Origin of the sequence: Plantibacter sp. Mn2098, from assembly GCF_049319745.1 — a bacterium.
Taxonomy (GTDB): Bacteria; Actinomycetota; Actinomycetes; order Actinomycetales; family Microbacteriaceae; genus Plantibacter.
Window position 1 is genome coordinate 1 of record NZ_JBMOUH010000012.1, and the last position, 15,264, is coordinate 15,264.

Genomic DNA, 15,264 nt, shown 5'->3' on the forward strand with positions numbered 1-15,264 from the left:
GGGAGAGTAGGACACCGCCGGACTTCTTCGTTGAGATGGCCACCCAAGAATTCTTGGGTGGCCATTTCGCGTTTAAGTGCCAGAAATCTGGCTCACGGAACACCAGCACCACAGCACCACCAGAAACATCGCCTCACCAGGCGAATTCAGGCAAGCGGATTTGCGCTCGAGCAATCGGTCGCATAAGCTTGACCTTTGGCTGGGCGGATTCCATCGTCGAGACCGTACGCACACTCCCCACCTTCGCAAGATCCGGGGAGGTGCATGCCGACAAGAGATCTTGGGCAGAGCAATCGCTCTGCGGTAATGAAGGAGAAACCACTATGGCAGCAGTGTGCCAGGTGACTGGAGCCGTTCCCGGCTTCGGACACAACATTTCGCACTCGCACCGTCGCACGAAGCGCCGCTTCGACCCGAACGTGCAGAAGAAGACCTACTACGTGCCTTCGCTGCGTCGTAACGTCACCCTCAAGGTGTCCGCCAAGGGCATCAAGGTGATCGACGCTCGTGGCATCGAATCCGTCGTCAAGGACATCCTTGCTCGTGGGGAGAAGATCTAATGGCTAAGCAGCAGGACGTTCGTCCGATCATCAAGCTCCGTTCGACGGCTGGTACCGGTTACACGTACGTGACCAAGAAGAACCGTCGCAACGACCCCGACCGTCTCGTGCTCAAGAAGTACGACCCCGTAGTGCGCAAGCACGTTGAATTCCGAGAGGAGCGCTAAACATGGCTAAGAAGAGCAAGATCGCCCGTAACGAGCAGCGCAAGGTTATCGTCGACCGTTACGCAGCCAAGCGCCTCGAGCTGAAGAAGGCCCTCGTGGACCCGAACGGCACCGACGAGTCGCGTGAAGCCGCTCGTGTCGGCCTGCAGAAGCTGCCGCGCAACGCATCGCCGATCCGCGTCCGCAACCGCGACGCCGTCGACGGACGCCCCCGCGGTATCCTCACCAAGTTCGGCATCAGCCGTGTCCGTTTCCGTGAAATGGCACACCGCGGCGAACTGCCCGGCATCACCAAGTCGAGCTGGTAGTCACTCACCGCTCGCAGTTGTTCCTGCAGTCGGCATCGCCGGCAGCTGAACACAGCACAGCTTCATCCTGAAGGGGATGTCCGTTTCGACGGACATCCCCTTCGGTCGTTAACGGGTGTTGCATCATTGCTGGAGCGCGTGGGGCGGTGAGCGGCCGACGGTCCATACTGGAAGCTTCTGGAGCTCAGAATTGAACGAGGTGATCGTCGCTGGACGTGCAACGCCAACGCGCGATCGCGCTGCTTGTGGCCGTGTGTTTCTTTATGGAGAACCTCGACGGAACGATCCTCACCACAGCGGCTCCGAGCATCGCCCGTGACCTCGGCACCGAATCGACGGCTGTCGGGCTCGCGGTCACCGCTTTCCTGCTGACCGTCGCAGTGCTCATCCCGGTGAGCGGCTGGCTCACCGAGCGGTTCGGCGCCCGACGGGTGTTCGCTGTCGCCATCGCGGTGTTCACGATCGCCTCGATCCTGTGCGCTGCGAGCGTGTCGTTGCCGATGCTCATCGCGATGCGGGTGCTGCAGGGCATCGGTGGAGCACTGATGGTGCCGGTGGGGCGGCTCGCGGTGCTCCGGGTGACGCCGAAAGAGAGGCTGATCCAGGCGATCGCGTTGCTGACGTGGCCGGCGTTGGCTGCCCCGATCATCGCACCGTTCCTCGGTGGGCTCATCACGACGTACGCGTCGTGGCATTGGATCTTCCTCATCAACGTGCCCGTCGGCATCGCGGCGTTCATCATCGCCCTGCGGATCGTGCCGGACTTCGCGGGGGCAGCGGTCCCGCCGCTGGATTGGCGGGGGCTCGTGCTCGCGTGCACGGGACTGGCGGGGCTCGTCTACGCATCTGCCCTCGTCTCCGGGGTCGGGTTCGACCTCGGAGCATTCCTCGTGTCGCTGGTGGTCGGGGTTGTGCTGCTCGCGTTCGCTGTGCGGCACCTGCTGCGGGCATCGCACCCCTTTGTGGATCTGCGTCTGCTGCGCGTGGAGACGTTCCGGCTGGCGAACGCCGGCGGATCCGTGTACCGGCTGACCATCAGCGCCGTTCCGTTCCTGCTCCCGCTGCTGTTCCAGGACGCGTTCGGGTGGACACCGGTCGAGGCCGGCGCGGTGGTGCTGTTCCTCTTCGCGGGGAACCTGGCGATCAAACCGGCGACGACGTGGATGCTTCGGACGTTCGGGTTCAAGATCCTGCTCGTGGCCTCCGGGGCAATCGGCGCGCTGTGCATGGTGGCCATGGCGTTCCTGACCGCTTCGACGCCCATCGTGGTGACGGCCGCGCTCCTCTTCCTCAGCGGGGTCGCGCGATCCGTCGGGTTCACCGCCTACAACACGATCACCTTCGCCGATGTGGAGCAGCCGCAGATGGCGGGCGCGAATACGCTCAACTCGACGCTGCAGCAGGTCGCGAGCGGATTCGGTGTGACCGTCGGCGCGATCCTGCTCTCATCCGGCTTCGCGGTGGACGATGCCGTGCACGGTGGGCCGCTGCTGCCGTACGGCTTCGCATTCATCGCGATCGCCGTGCTCACGCTCTATCCGACGTTCGAAGCGCTGGCGCTCTCGCGGGCCGCCGGCAGTGGCGTGATCGTGAAGGCTGCTGCGCCGAGGCGGTGATGGAGGGCGCCTTCCTCCACAGACCGTCGACGCCCAGGAAGTTCTCCACAGATGGCGTCCGTGTCGTTTGGCGCGAGTCGGCACGACTACCGTCAGACCCATGCGAGTCGGCGTGTACATCGATGGGTTCAACCTCTATTACGGTGCGCGTGGTGTGTGCGGGCGCGCGGTCGCCGGCTGGCGGTGGCTTGACCTTCGGCAGTTGGCGCTTCGCTTGCTGGAGAAGCAATCAGGGTGGGGATCTGTGCAGACCCTTAGAGTCGTCTACTGCACCGCGCGGGTCAGCGGGAGTCCAGGCACAACAGGGCAGCAAGACCAGGACACGTATATTCGTGCGCTGAAAGCGTCAGGCGCAATCGACGAACTCGCAATGGGTCAGTACGTTTCGCGGATCGCGACGGCGCCGCTCGCCGTCCCCGATCGGAGAGGGCGGCCAGTGCTCGCCCGGCCAGAATGGCCGGTCATGATCCGAGACGTGGACGGAGAAGATCAGCCCGAAGCGGTATTCATGGTCTCGGTCGCTCGACGTGAGGAGAAAGGGTCTGACGTGAACGTCGCGTCGCATCTCATGTTGGATGTGCTCGAGAAACGAATCGATGCGGCGATCGTCATCAGCAATGACAGCGACTTGGCGTTTCCGATAGACCTGGCGCGGAGACGGGTGCCGGTTGGCACCGTCAACCCGACCAGGGGGTACATAGCAGGAAAGCTCAACGGTGCTCCGGATCAGGGTGTTGGGCGGCATTGGTGGTACTGCCTCACCGCTGAGGATCTGGTTGAGGCGCAGCTTCCGGCCCGGGTTGGGAGGTGCAGTCGACCGCCTGGGTGGTGATTGCGACTCAAGTGGATGGCTGGTATTCTATGTACATACCGCCCGGCCCCTCTGGGGCCGGGTTTACTTAAGCGAGGCTCGGGTGGCGAGCCCTTGAAGGCGCCCGGCGCGCCGCCCGCGGCCGCAAGTCATTCGGGGAGACGCTGCCCCTCCTGCTGTGCGTGGAGACGAATTGGGGCAGGCATCGAATCTGCCGAGCCTTCGCGCCAGCGGCCATTACTTGAGGTGGGCGCAGGGGGCATGCGCACTAGAATGCAGCGCGACTCTTTGATATTACAGATAGCTTGATAGAATGTATAGACAATGTTGCTTGGCGGTGTAAGACTCGAGGCGGACAGGGACGTCGCGTCGGCGTCTTGGTCGAAGTCGACCGGGTCCTCAGCGAAAGGGACCACGCATGAACAAGCGCATCCTCACCGGGCTCGCCATCGGGGCCACCGCCGCTCTCCTATTCGCCGGATGCTCAGGCACCGGCCAGGATTCCACAACAGGTGGAGGAAAAGACGGAGGAGAGACCGCATCGAACGGACGCACCTACGCCGTCATCACCCACGCGTCCCCAGGCGACGCGTTCTGGGACCGCGTCAAGTCCGGCGCTGAGCGGGCAGGTGCCGACTACGGCTCCGATGTCACGTATACCGCCGACCCGGACCCGGCGAAGCAGTCGCAGCTCATCGACAACGCCATCGCGCAGGGGGTCGACGGCATCGTCGTCTCGATGGCGAACCCTGACGGTGTGCGGTCGAGCGTCGAGCGTGCCGTGGCCGCCGGCATCCCCGTCGTCACCGTCAACTCCGGGCTCGAGGACTTCAAGGCCTTCGGCGCGATCACCCATGTCGGCCAGAGTGAGAGCATCGCGGGCACGGCAGCCGGAGAACGGCTTTCCGAGGCAGGTCTGAGCAAAGCGCTCTGCGTTATGCACGAGGCCGGCAATGTCGGCCATGAGGAGCGCTGCGCGGCGGCGACCGGGGCGTTCAGCGGCACGATGCAGAACCTGCAGGTGGACGGCACCAACGATGCCGAGGTCAAGGCGACGATCAAGTCGAAACTGCAGGCCGATCCATCGATCGACGCCGTGCTCACCCTCGGCGGGCAGTACGCGCTCGACGCGGTGGGCGCCGTCGACGAATCGGGCAGCGATGCGACGGTCGCGACCTTCGACCTGTCCGACGACGTCGTGAGCGATGTCGCGGCGGGGAAGATCCTGTTCGCCGTCGACCAGCAGCCCTACGTCCAGGGGTTCCTCGGGATCACAGCACTGCACCTCAAGGCGACGAACGGCAACGACATCGGCGGTGGCGAACCGGTCTACTCCGGGCCGGCGTTCGTCACGAAGGACAACGCCGCCGACGTCGCCGAGTTCGCGAAGAACGGCACCCGCTGATGAACGACTCAGGGCAGGCGGCCCACCATCCATCGCCCTCAGTCGACGGGATCGACGCATGACGACCACGGACATCGTGACGATCGCCACCAGGCCACGACTCGAACACCGACCGATCAGACGGCTCCTCGCGCGGCCGGAGATGGGCGCCCTCATCGCCGCCCTGGCAGTGATGGCCTTCTTCTCCCTCTACACGGACAACTTCCTGACGCTCCCCGGTGCCGGGGTGTGGCTCGAATCGGCGTCGACCTTCGGGATCATGGCAGTGGCCGTCGCACTGCTGATGATCGGAGGCGAGTTCGACCTCTCCGCCGGCGTGCTGACCGGGTTCACCGCGCTCGTGGTCGGCATCCTGACCACGCACTACGGCCTGAACATCTGGGTCGCAGTGGTCCTCTCACTCGTCTTCGCGCTCGCGATCGGCGCGTTGAACGGGTTCCTCGTGATGAAGACGGGATTGCCGAGCTTCATCGTCACGCTCGGCACCTTCTTCATCCTCGCCGGCATCGACCTCGCCGTCACGAAGCTCATCACCGGTCAGGTCGCCATCCAGGGCATGACGAAGGTCCCGATCTACGACTCGATCCAGCCGCTCTTCGGCTCATCGATCCAGATCGGCGGCGGCACGTTCTACATCTCGACCCTCTGGTGGCTCGTCGTCACCGCCCTCGCGACCTGGATGCTCCTCCGCACCCCGGCCGGCAACTGGATCTTCGCCGTCGGCGGGGCGTTGCACGCAGCTCGCCAGATCGGGGTGCCGATCCTGAAGACCAAGATCGGCCTGTTCATGACCACGGCCGGAGCCGCCTGGCTCGTCGGCATGATCTCGCTGTTCCGCACCTCGACCGTGCAGGCGAACACGGGCGTCGGTCAGGAGTTCATCTACATCATCTGCGCGGTGGTCGGCGGGTGCCTCATGACCGGGGGCTACGGTTCGGCCATCGGAGCCGCGCTCGGAGCCCTCATCTACGGGATGGTCTTCCAAAGCATCACCTTCGCCCAATGGGACACGAACTGGCTGCGCACCTTCCTCGGCGGGATGCTGCTGCTCGCCGTCTTCCTGAACCACTGGGTCCGCCTGCGGGCCGGAGGGGGATCACGATGAGCGAGACGACGACCAGGACGCCCATCGTCGAGGCGAGGAACATCGGCAAGAGGTACGGTGCGGTCAATGCGCTCGCCGGAGTGTCGACGGTGATCGAAGCCGGTCGGGTGACGTGTGTGCTCGGCGACAACGGCGCCGGCAAATCGACGCTCATCAAGATCCTGGCCGGGGCGCACACGCCGAGCGAGGGCGAACTGCTGCTCGACGGTGAGCCCGTCATCTTCTCCTCGCCCCGTGCGGCGCTGGCCACCGGAATCGCCACGGTGTACCAGGACCTCGCGGTCGTCCCGTTGATGCCGGTCTGGCGGAACTTCTTCCTGGGCTCCGAGATCACCACGGGTCGGGGACCCCTCAAACGGCTCGACGTCAGACGGATGCGGTCGATCACGTACACGGAGCTCGCGAACATGGGCATCGACCTGCGAGACGTCGATCAGCCGATCGGCACCCTCTCCGGTGGTGAGCGCCAGTGCGTCGCCATCGCACGAGCCGCCTACTTCGGTGCGCATGTGCTCATCCTCGACGAACCGACGGCCGCCCTCGGGGTCAAGCAGTCCGGTGTTGTGCTGAAGTACATCGCCAGGTCGCGCGACCGTGGGCTCGGGGTCGTGTTCATCACCCACAACCCGCACCACGCGTATCCGGTCGGCGACCGGTTCCTGCTCCTCAATCGCGGAGCGAGCATCGGTGCCTTCGAGCAGTCCGAGATCACCCTGACCGAACTGACCCGTCTGATGGCCGGAGGCGCCGAACTCGATTCCCTCGCGCACGAGTTGGCGCGAGGCGCCGACTGACGAGGTTCCGCGGAATGACGCGGGATTTCAGCGAAAAGCGACGAAAAGCGGCACAGAACGGCAAAACGGGGGCCAACGGGCCGACACGCGGGTGTGAATGTCCGCGAATAGCGTACATATCCGCGGAATCTCGCGGAATGCTGGTACATTCAAGGCGGTCAGAAAGACCAGTTGGTGCCGTATCCAAGCGACACCTTCGATACCAACAGATCAGCTGTGTTCCATGCAGCATCGTCCGAGGAGGACCCTCACAATGGCAAATTTGAACAAGACTGAGCTCGTCGCCGCAATCGCCAGCGCCACCGGCCAGAGCCAGGCAACCGTCGGCGGCGTCGTCGACGCCCTGTTCTCGACCGTCGCTGAGACCGTCGCCACGGGTGGCAAGGTTTCGATCCCGGGTTGGATCTCCTTCGAGCAGACCGACACCGCCGCTCGCACGGGCCGCAACCCGCAGACCGGCGCCGAGATCCAGATCCCGGCCGGCAAGCGCGTCAAGGTCACCGCTGGCTCGAAGCTCAAGGCTTCCGTCAAGTAGTCTCCCTCCGCAAGGAGCGAGGACGACGGACCCGGTCCGTCGATCCTCACGCATCACGTCCCGAGGGGCACCACAGTTGTTGTGGTGCCCCTCGTTCGTGTTCGGGCGGTCGCAGCGCGGCGGTGCGTTGGCGCCGTCGTGTCGGCGGTGGCACCTACCATTACGGACATGCGGATACTGCACACCTCGGACTGGCACCTCGGCCGGTCGCTGCACGGTGTCGATCTGCTCCCTTATCAAGAAGCCTTCCTCGAGCACCTGCTGGCGGTCGTGATCGAGCGGGAGGTGGACGTCCTGCTCCTCGCCGGAGACGTCTACGATCGAGCCATCCCGCCCGTCCAAGCGGTCACGATCCTGTCAACCGCACTGTCGCGACTGGCGGAACACGCCACGGTCATCCTCGCCCCTGGCAACCACGACTCCGCCATCCGCCTGGGATTCGGCGCCGCGCTGCTGCGGGACGGCATCCACATCCGTGCCGAGGTCGACCGGCTCCAGGAGCCCGTCGTCGTGACCGACGAGCACGGCGAGGTCGCGTTCTATCCGCTGCCGTACCTCGATCCGGACACCACGCGCGGCCAGCTCGCGGCGCAGGGGGAGCCGCCGCTCGCCCGATCCCATGAGGCGGTCATCGGCGCGGCGCTCGGCCTGGTGCGGGCGGACCTCGCCGAGCGGCGGAAGGGCGGCCCTGTGCGGGCCGTGGTCGCCGCGCATGCGTTCGTCATCGGCGGGACCGCGAGCGAGAGCGAGCGCGACATCCGCATCGGAGGGGTCGACGCTGTGCCGTCCGAGGTTTTCGAAGGCTTCGACTACGTCGCGCTGGGCCATCTGCACGGCGCGCAGCGCGTCGGGCGCGCTGGCGCCGAGGACAGCATGCGCTACTCGGGGTCCCCGCTCGCGTACTCGTTCTCCGAGCGCAACCAGACCAAGTCCAGTGTGCTCGTCGAGCTCGACGGCGCGGGCGGCAGCACGATCGAGCTGGTGCCGGCGCCCGTGCCACGACGCCTGGTGGACGTGACCGGCGCCATCGAGCAACTGGGCGGAGCCGCCTTCGACGACGACGTGGACGCCTGGGTCCGGGCGACGGTGACCGATGACATCCGGCCGCCCGAGCTGTACGCGACGCTCAAGGCACGCTTCCCCGGACTGCTCGTGTGGAGCCACGCGCCGGCGAACCGTTCCGATGACGGCGCGGCGAGAGCCGTGACGGCGGTCTCCGACCCGGTGGAGGTCGCATCGGAGTTCCTCGAATACGCGACGGGTGCGCCGTCCACAACTCGGCAGGCGGAGTTGATCCGCACTGCCCACGAGGCGGCCCTCGCAGCGGAGGTGAGCGGCTGATGCGCCTCCACTCACTCACCCTGCAGGCCATCGGTCCGTACGCGGGCGAGCACGCCATCGACTTCGTCGAACTCGGGCGCGCAGGGCTGTTCCTGTTGGAAGGGCCCACCGGAGCGGGCAAGTCGACCATCATCGACGCGATCGTGTTCGGGCTGTACGGCGAACTCGCCGGCACCGGGGCGAGCAAGGACCGGCTGCACTCGCACCACGCGGCGCCCGGCGTCGTGCCATTCGTCGAGCTCGTGTTCGAAACCGGGTCAGGCGTGTATCGAGTGCGGCGGACGCCAGCCCATCGACGCCTCAAACAACGCGGAGAAGGGTTCACCGACCAGCAGGCGAGCGCAACGCTCATGCGGCTGACGGATCCCGACGCGCTGACCGGGGAGACGCTGTCGACCCGCGCGCAGGAGGTCGGACCGGAGATCGCCCGCATCGTCGGGTTGACCAGGGCGCAGTTCGTGCAGACCATCGTGCTGCCGCAGGGGGAGTTCGCAAAGTTCCTCTCAGCGGACGGCGAGGACCGCAGCGCACTGTTGCGCTCTCTGTTCGGGACCGAACACTACGAACGCCTCGCGGAGCATCTGGTCGGGTTGCGCAAAGAAGCCAGGCGCGAGGTCGAAGCCGCAGAGCAGGCGCTCGGCGAGGCGGTCGCACGGTTCAGCGGTGCGGCGCAGCTGACGGGGGCCGATGGGGACGGGGCGCCGGAGGGCGCGGGTGCGGAGCCTGGGGCGGCTGGGGTTGCTGCGGTGCCCGGGGCTGCTGCGGAGTCGGGGGCTGCTGCGGAGTCGGGGGCTGCTGCGGAGCAGAGTGCTGACTCAGCGGGCGAGGTGGCCGACGACGCTGAGCTGCAGGATGCGCGGCCGGCGGATGCCGAGGTGCTCGGCCGCAGTCTGACGGCGCGTTCCGAAACCCTGCAGCCCGATGTCGCCGCCATCGTGACAGTGCTTCGCCGGCACGCGACGGAGGCGGAAGCGACGGCTGCCGAAGCATCGGCGGTCCTCGACGACAGCCGGAGGGACAGGGACGCCGCGCTCCAATTGGCGCAGCGCCTCGAACGGCGGCTCGCGTTGCTGGTGCAGCGGGAGCAGCTCGCCGTGGACGACGACTGGATCATCGAGCTCCGCGCCCAACTCGCCGCAGCACAGCGTGCAGAAACGACCGTGACGGCGATCTCGGGGCTGCGCAGCGCTCGGGTCGCGCTCGACCGGGCGCAGGACGCACGGGTGAACGCACTCGCCGAAGCCGAGCCACGGACATCGTTGCTCACACCGGCGGAACTCGAGGATCGTCGCGAGGCGATCACCGGTGAGCGGTCCGGGATGGCATCGCTCATCAGCCGTGAACGGTCGCTTCCACAGCGGCAGTCCGACCTCGCCGCCCTCGAAGAGCGCATGCTGGCGGCTGAGTCCCGCATCGCGGAGCTGGAGACCGCCGAGACCGGACGGAGCACTCGCCGCGGTGAACTCGGTGACGTCGTCGCGCGGCTGGATGCTGCACGGACCACCTCGGCCGAGGCGATGGCGGCGCTCGAATCCGCGCGCGCTACGCTCGCGACGATCGACCGCGTCGAAGCGCTCGACACCCGACTCGGGCTCGCCGCAGACGCCGTGGAGGTCGCGGCCGTGGCAGCGCGGGTCGCGGTCGACCACGAGGCGGCGCTGCGACGCCAACGGATCGACGGCATCGCCGGGGAGCTCGCGGCCGGCCTGCGGGACGACGACGCGTGTCCGGTGTGCGGTTCCGTTGAACATCCCGCCCTCGCGACGCTGTCAGGGGAGCATCCGTCCGCTGCGACGATCGAGGACGCTTCCGCGGCTCGCGACCGGGCGGAGCAGGCGGTGCAGACAGCGCGGGCGGCGCACGGCGCGCTCGCCGCCGAGCGGGACGTCGTGTCCCGTGAGTTGAGCGGTGGCGCGGCCGCGGCCGGCGGCGCCGAGGCTGCCGGTGCGGTCGCGGCCGGCGTTTCCGCCGACGTGATCGATCCGATGGCGGGTGAGCACACCATCGCGGACATCCGTGCGGCAGCGATTGCCGGAGAGCTGACCGCTGCGGAGCAGGTGGACGCGGCCACCACCGAACTGGCGGCCGCCGATCGAGGCATGGCCGAGCATCGCGAGCTGGAGGACGCCTCCGATGCAGCCGCAGCAGAGCGGACCGCTCTTGCGCTGTCGCTCGCAACGCTCACCGAACGCCGGACGAGCGAGACGGAGGCCATCGCCGCGACCCGGGCGGACATCGATCGAGCGCTCGGAGACCAGGGGGACAGCCTCGAAGAGCTCGACGGCCGGCTTGCAGCGGAACGGGAGCGCATCATGGCGCTCGCCGCAGCGCACGCGGCCGTCGCCGAACGGGAGCTCCGGCTGGCCGAGCGCGAGACCGAGCTGTCCGTGGCGTTGGAGACCGCCGGATTCGCCGACGTCGACGAGGCCGTGGCCGCGACGCTCGATGGCGGGGATCGTGCACGTCATGAAGCCACCGTTGCCGACCACACGCGGCATAGCCAGCAGGTGACCGATGGTCTCGCCTCGGCGGAGATCGCATCGCTCACCGGTGCAGAAGTCGCCGATGTCGAGGCCGCGGAGGAGCGATTCGTCGCCGCGCGGGAGACAGCAGCGGCCGCAGCCGCCATCGCCGCCGTCACCGGCACCCGTGCAGCCCAAGCCGAGCGTGCCCAGGCCGAGCTGGACGACGCCATCGCCGAGAACGCGACCGCGGTGCTCGAGGCGGCAGAGGTCATCAGGCTCGCCGACGTCGTCTCGGCGACCGGTTCGGAGAACACCAAACGGATCACCCTTGGCACCTATGTGCTGCTGCGCCGCTTCGAAGACGTCGTCGCCGCGGCCAACGCCCGCCTCGAATCGATGTCGGGCGGCCGCTACGAACTCGTCCGCAGCGACGTGAAGGAGGGAGCGTCGCGGGCGCAGCGCATCGGCCTGTCGCTCACCGTCCACGATCACCGCACGGACACGCGCCGGGACCCCAAGTCGTTGTCCGGAGGGGAGACGTTCTACGCATCGTTGTGCCTCGCGCTCGGCCTCGCCGACGTCGTCACAGGGGAGGCGGGCGGCGTGGAACTCGGGACGCTGTTCGTCGATGAAGGGTTCGGCAGCCTCGACCCGGAGACGCTCGACACGGTCATGGCGGAACTCGGCAGGCTCTCCGCCGGCGGTCGTGTGGTCGGCGTGGTGAGTCACGTCGAGGAGATGAAACAGCGCATCGGGGAACGCATCGAGGTGCGCCGACTGGAGGACGGGTCGTCCACACTGCTGGTGCGCGCCTGACCCGTCCAACCGACGTCGATCGTGCACCGTTCGCGATCGACGACGCGGTGCAGAGCGGGCGTGCGGACGGTCCGAGCTCACAGCCCGCCCGCGTAGGCTGGGAGTCGTGAATCGTGTCGCCCGCCTCGCAGGACCAGCCCTGCTCCTCCTAGTGGCAGTGGCCGCCCTGCTCGCCGGACTCGCGTTCGGCGGCGGCGCCACAGCGCAGCTCCTCGGCGACCCGGGGGCGGTGGTGCGTTGGGGCCTCCCCATCGCGACGCTCCTCGTCAACATCAGCGCGGCCGGGACCATCGGCGCCCTCGTCCTCGCGTGCTGGGCGCTCAGCCCCAAGCAGAAGGAGTACGGCGCGGCGCTGGATGTCGCGGCGGCCTCCGCTGCCGTGTTCACCGTCGCATCGGGTGTCACCGGGTTCTTCACCTTCCTGAACGTCACCCAGGTGCCGCTCGCGTTCGACGACGCGTTCGGGGCGAAGCTCAGCCTCTTCTTCACGAGCATCGAAGCCGGACAGGCCTGGCTCAACACGACGCTCATCGCAGCGGCCGTCACCGTCCTCTGCTTCGCCGTCCGCAACCAGACGGTCCTCGTCTTCGTCACCGGGCTGTCGCTGCTGTCGCTGCTCCCGATGGCGCAGCAGGGGCACTCCGCAGAGGCGAGCGGCCACAACGCCGCCGTCACCGCGCTCGGCCTGCACCTCGTGTTCGCCGCGATCTGGCTCGGCGGGCTCGTCACGATCGTCTTCATCCGACGCACCCTTGACGACGGCCGGATCGTCCCCGTGCTCTACCGGTACTCCACCGTCGCGCTGATCTCATTCGTTGTCGTCGCCGCATCGGGCTACGTGAGTGCTGAGCTGCGCATCGGCTCGCTCGATCGGCTGGGCACGCCGTACGGCATCCTCGTCCTCGTCAAGGTGTTCGCCCTGTTGGCGCTCGGACTGTTCGGCGCGATGCAGCGACGCGTCCTCATCCGCAAGCTCGAAGCAGACCTGAAGCCGGCCCGCAAACCGTTCTGGTGGTTCGTCGCGCTCGAGCTGGCGTTTATGGGGCTCGCCTCAGGTGCAGCCGCTGCGCTCGCGAAGACGGCGCCGCCCGTCGACCAGGCGATCCCGCAGGCGCCGACGCCCGCCCAGCTGCTGACAGGCGAGCAGCTGCCGCCAGAACTCACCTTCGGCCGGTACCTGACCGAGTGGAACATGGACCTCCTGTGGGTCCTCGCGTGCGCGTTCGGCATCTTCTTCTACCTCGCCGGCGTGTGGCGGCTGCGTCGCCGCGGCGACTCGTGGCCGATCCTCCGCGCGGTCAGCTGGGTCGCGGGCCTGCTCGTGCTCGCGTACCTGACGAGCGGCGGCATCAACGTCTACCAGCCGTACCTGTTCAGTGTGCACATGCTCGGACACATGGGGCTCACCATGCTCGTCCCCGTGCTGCTCGTCCCCGGCGCACCGGTCACGCTCCTCGCCCGTGCGGTGAAGAAGCGGACGGACGGCTCACGCGGTGGACGCGAATGGGTGCTCCTCGCGGTGCACTCGAAGTTCGCCGGCGTCATCGCGAACCCCATCGTCGCGGCCGTGCTGTTCGCCGGGTCGCTGTGGGTGTTCTACTACACGCCGCTGTTCCGTTGGTCGATGACGGACCACATCGGCCACGAGTGGATGATCATCCACTTCACGATCACCGGGTACCTGTTCGTGCAGTCCCTCATCGGCATCGACCCGGTCCCGAAGCGGCTCTCGTACCCGATGCGACTGCTCGTGCTGCTCGCGACGATGGCGTTCCATGCATTCTTCGGGCTGGCGATCATGTCGTCCACCGGGCTGTTCCTCGCCGACTGGTTCGGCGCGATGGGTCGGACGTGGGGGCAGACGCCGCTCGGCGATCAGCAGACCGGTGGCGGCATCGCGTGGAGCGTCGGCGAGATCCCGACGGTCGCCCTGGCGATCGCGGTCGCCATCCAGTGGAGCCGGAGCGACGAGAAGGAGGCGAAGCGCCTCGACCGCAACGCCGACCGGACGAACGACGCGGAGCTCAACGAGTACAACGAGCGTCTCGCGCGCCTCGCCTCGCGCGACTGACCGTTCCCGCCCTTCGCGCCTTTCTCACCCTCTCCTCTCCTTCCACAATTCAGGACGATTCACTGAATTCAGGACGATTCGCGCGCGCGGACGCCCGAATCGTCCTGAATACCGCAAAAGTTCCTGAATTGCGGAAGCAACTGTGCGGGGTGGGCGAGCGCGTGGCCTCGTGCGGGGAGGGCGGCTAGCGCAGGTCGATGAAGAGGGACGCGTCGTCGCGGACCGTGATGAACGCGGACAGCGAGAACGGGACGTCCTCATCGAGCGTCGACACGCTGCCGTCGAACAGGGACTGCACCTCCACCACGATGTGCGCAGCACCCGGCGTCGACGGCATCACCCAGCTCGTCCCGCCAGCCAGCACCTGCACGTCCGGGACGGTCGTGATCGACCACACCGGCGCATCGGTCACCCGGTCCTTCACATACATCCCGAACGGGCATCCCGTCGGCTGCAGCACGACCTGCGTCGCGCAGGAGTCCAGGTAGCTGGTGAGCTGCGTGCGCACCTCGTCGACGAACGCCGCCGTCGGCTTCGTCTTCACCGCCGCATCGAGGACAGATCGGGTGTCCACCGCGTGCACCGTCTGCTTGGCGGCGTGCAGGAGCGGAGTGTCCAGATCGAAGTCGACGGCGGACGGCGTGAACGTCAACAGCGAGACCGTGTTGGTGAACCCGGCCTCCTGCTCGGCCGGAGCGACCTGCCTCGTGTCGAGCGCGAATCCATTGGCACGGAACTGCGTCGAATGCTGGACGGTCAGCGCAATGGAACTGAGCGGCGTGTGCTGGAACGTCCACGACGGGAACAGGCCGAACGTGCTCCCCGTATCCGAGACGCGGTAGGTCGTCTTCCCGGCCAACCCTCCCGAGGTGTACGCGAAGGTGATGCTGTGGCTGCCATCAGCCTCGTGCACATCCGAGATGAACCGGATGCCGCTCAGCACGCCGAGCGCGTCCTTCCGCAGGAGCGCATCGGAGCTCCCCGCCGGAAGCCCGGCAGCGTTCAGATCTGCACGGTCGACGGCGACTCCCGGAATGGTGAGCGCGCCGGCAGCATCCCCGACCGAGAGCGCGTCCAGATACTCCCGGACGAACGCGGCCGGCCCGTACACATCCCGGGAGAGCGCACCCCAAGCCGCCCCGAGCGCAGCGACGAGCAGGGCTGCGATGACCGCCCACAGCACGATCGCCCGTGCGAGCGCACCACGGCGACCGCTCGGTGCCGGCGACTCCCCCGATGACGCAAGATGGCTCATCCAGCCATCCTAGGC

Annotated in this window: 13 protein-coding genes; 12 read left to right on the plus strand and 1 reads right to left on the minus strand. The window is 67.3% G+C overall.

Annotation, left to right across the window (positions count from 1 at the left end):
• Positions 1–323 precede the first annotated feature (323 nt).
• The 12 genes from rpmB to ACL9RL_RS17475 all read left to right on the plus strand — a co-directional run bounded on the left by rpmB (position 324) and on the right by ACL9RL_RS17475 (position 13,994).
• Positions 324–560 carry a 50S ribosomal protein L28 gene (rpmB, locus tag ACL9RL_RS17420; RefSeq protein WP_129520113.1) on the plus strand — a complete coding sequence of 79 codons (237 nt, stop codon included), beginning with the start codon at positions 324–326 and terminating at the stop codon, positions 558–560.
• Positions 560–727: a 50S ribosomal protein L33 gene (gene rpmG, locus ACL9RL_RS17425; protein WP_185201999.1), complete on the plus strand. Its 168-nt coding sequence runs from the start codon at positions 560–562 to the stop codon at positions 725–727. Before rpmB ends, rpmG begins: the two co-directional genes overlap by 1 nt.
• Positions 728–729: 2 nt before the next feature.
• The gene (rpsN, locus tag ACL9RL_RS17430) at positions 730–1,035 is read left to right on the plus strand and encodes a 30S ribosomal protein S14 (RefSeq protein ID WP_422781553.1); all 306 of its coding nucleotides are present in this window, start codon (positions 730–732) and stop codon (positions 1,033–1,035) included.
• Between the two features lie 215 nt (positions 1,036–1,250).
• Complete coding sequence (locus ACL9RL_RS17435) at positions 1,251–2,651, plus strand: MFS transporter (protein WP_422781554.1); 1,401 nt, start codon at positions 1,251–1,253, stop codon at positions 2,649–2,651.
• Between the two features lie 100 nt (positions 2,652–2,751).
• Positions 2,752–3,483 (plus strand): NYN domain-containing protein, encoded by a 732-nt coding sequence (locus tag ACL9RL_RS17440; protein ID WP_422781555.1) that lies wholly within the window; start codon positions 2,752–2,754, stop codon positions 3,481–3,483.
• A 397-nt stretch (positions 3,484–3,880) separates the two neighbouring features.
• Positions 3,881–4,867 (plus strand): sugar ABC transporter substrate-binding protein, encoded by a 987-nt coding sequence (locus ACL9RL_RS17445; RefSeq protein WP_422781556.1) that lies wholly within the window; start codon positions 3,881–3,883, stop codon positions 4,865–4,867.
• A gap of 58 nt (positions 4,868–4,925) precedes the next feature.
• Positions 4,926–5,972 (plus strand): ABC transporter permease, encoded by a 1,047-nt coding sequence (locus tag ACL9RL_RS17450; protein ID WP_422781557.1) that lies wholly within the window; start codon positions 4,926–4,928, stop codon positions 5,970–5,972.
• A complete protein-coding gene (locus tag ACL9RL_RS17455) occupies positions 5,969–6,766 on the plus strand; it encodes an ATP-binding cassette domain-containing protein (RefSeq protein WP_422781558.1) in 798 nt (265 codons plus the stop codon). The genes ACL9RL_RS17450 and ACL9RL_RS17455 overlap by 4 nt, the downstream gene beginning before the upstream one ends.
• A 253-nt stretch (positions 6,767–7,019) precedes the next feature.
• On the plus strand, positions 7,020–7,301 hold the full coding sequence (locus tag ACL9RL_RS17460) for an HU family DNA-binding protein (RefSeq protein ID WP_422781559.1): 282 nt from the start codon (positions 7,020–7,022) through the stop codon (positions 7,299–7,301).
• A gap of 168 nt (positions 7,302–7,469) precedes the next feature.
• Positions 7,470–8,642, plus strand: a complete 1,173-nt coding sequence (locus tag ACL9RL_RS17465) for an exonuclease SbcCD subunit D (protein WP_422781560.1) — start codon at positions 7,470–7,472, stop codon at positions 8,640–8,642.
• Entirely contained in the window at positions 8,642–11,923 is a 3,282-nt protein-coding gene (locus tag ACL9RL_RS17470) for an AAA family ATPase (protein ID WP_422781561.1), read from the plus strand. The genes ACL9RL_RS17465 and ACL9RL_RS17470 overlap by 1 nt, the downstream gene beginning before the upstream one ends.
• A gap of 106 nt (positions 11,924–12,029) precedes the next feature.
• Positions 12,030–13,994 carry a cytochrome c oxidase assembly protein gene (locus tag ACL9RL_RS17475; protein ID WP_422781562.1) on the plus strand — a complete coding sequence of 655 codons (1,965 nt, stop codon included), beginning with the start codon at positions 12,030–12,032 and terminating at the stop codon, positions 13,992–13,994.
• A 184-nt stretch (positions 13,995–14,178) separates the two neighbouring features.
• Here ACL9RL_RS17475 and ACL9RL_RS17480 read toward each other — a convergent pair whose 3' ends face one another.
• Positions 14,179–15,249, minus strand: a complete 1,071-nt coding sequence (locus ACL9RL_RS17480) for a hypothetical protein (protein WP_422781563.1) — start codon at positions 15,247–15,249, stop codon at positions 14,179–14,181.
• Between the last annotated feature and the right edge of the window lie 15 nt (positions 15,250–15,264).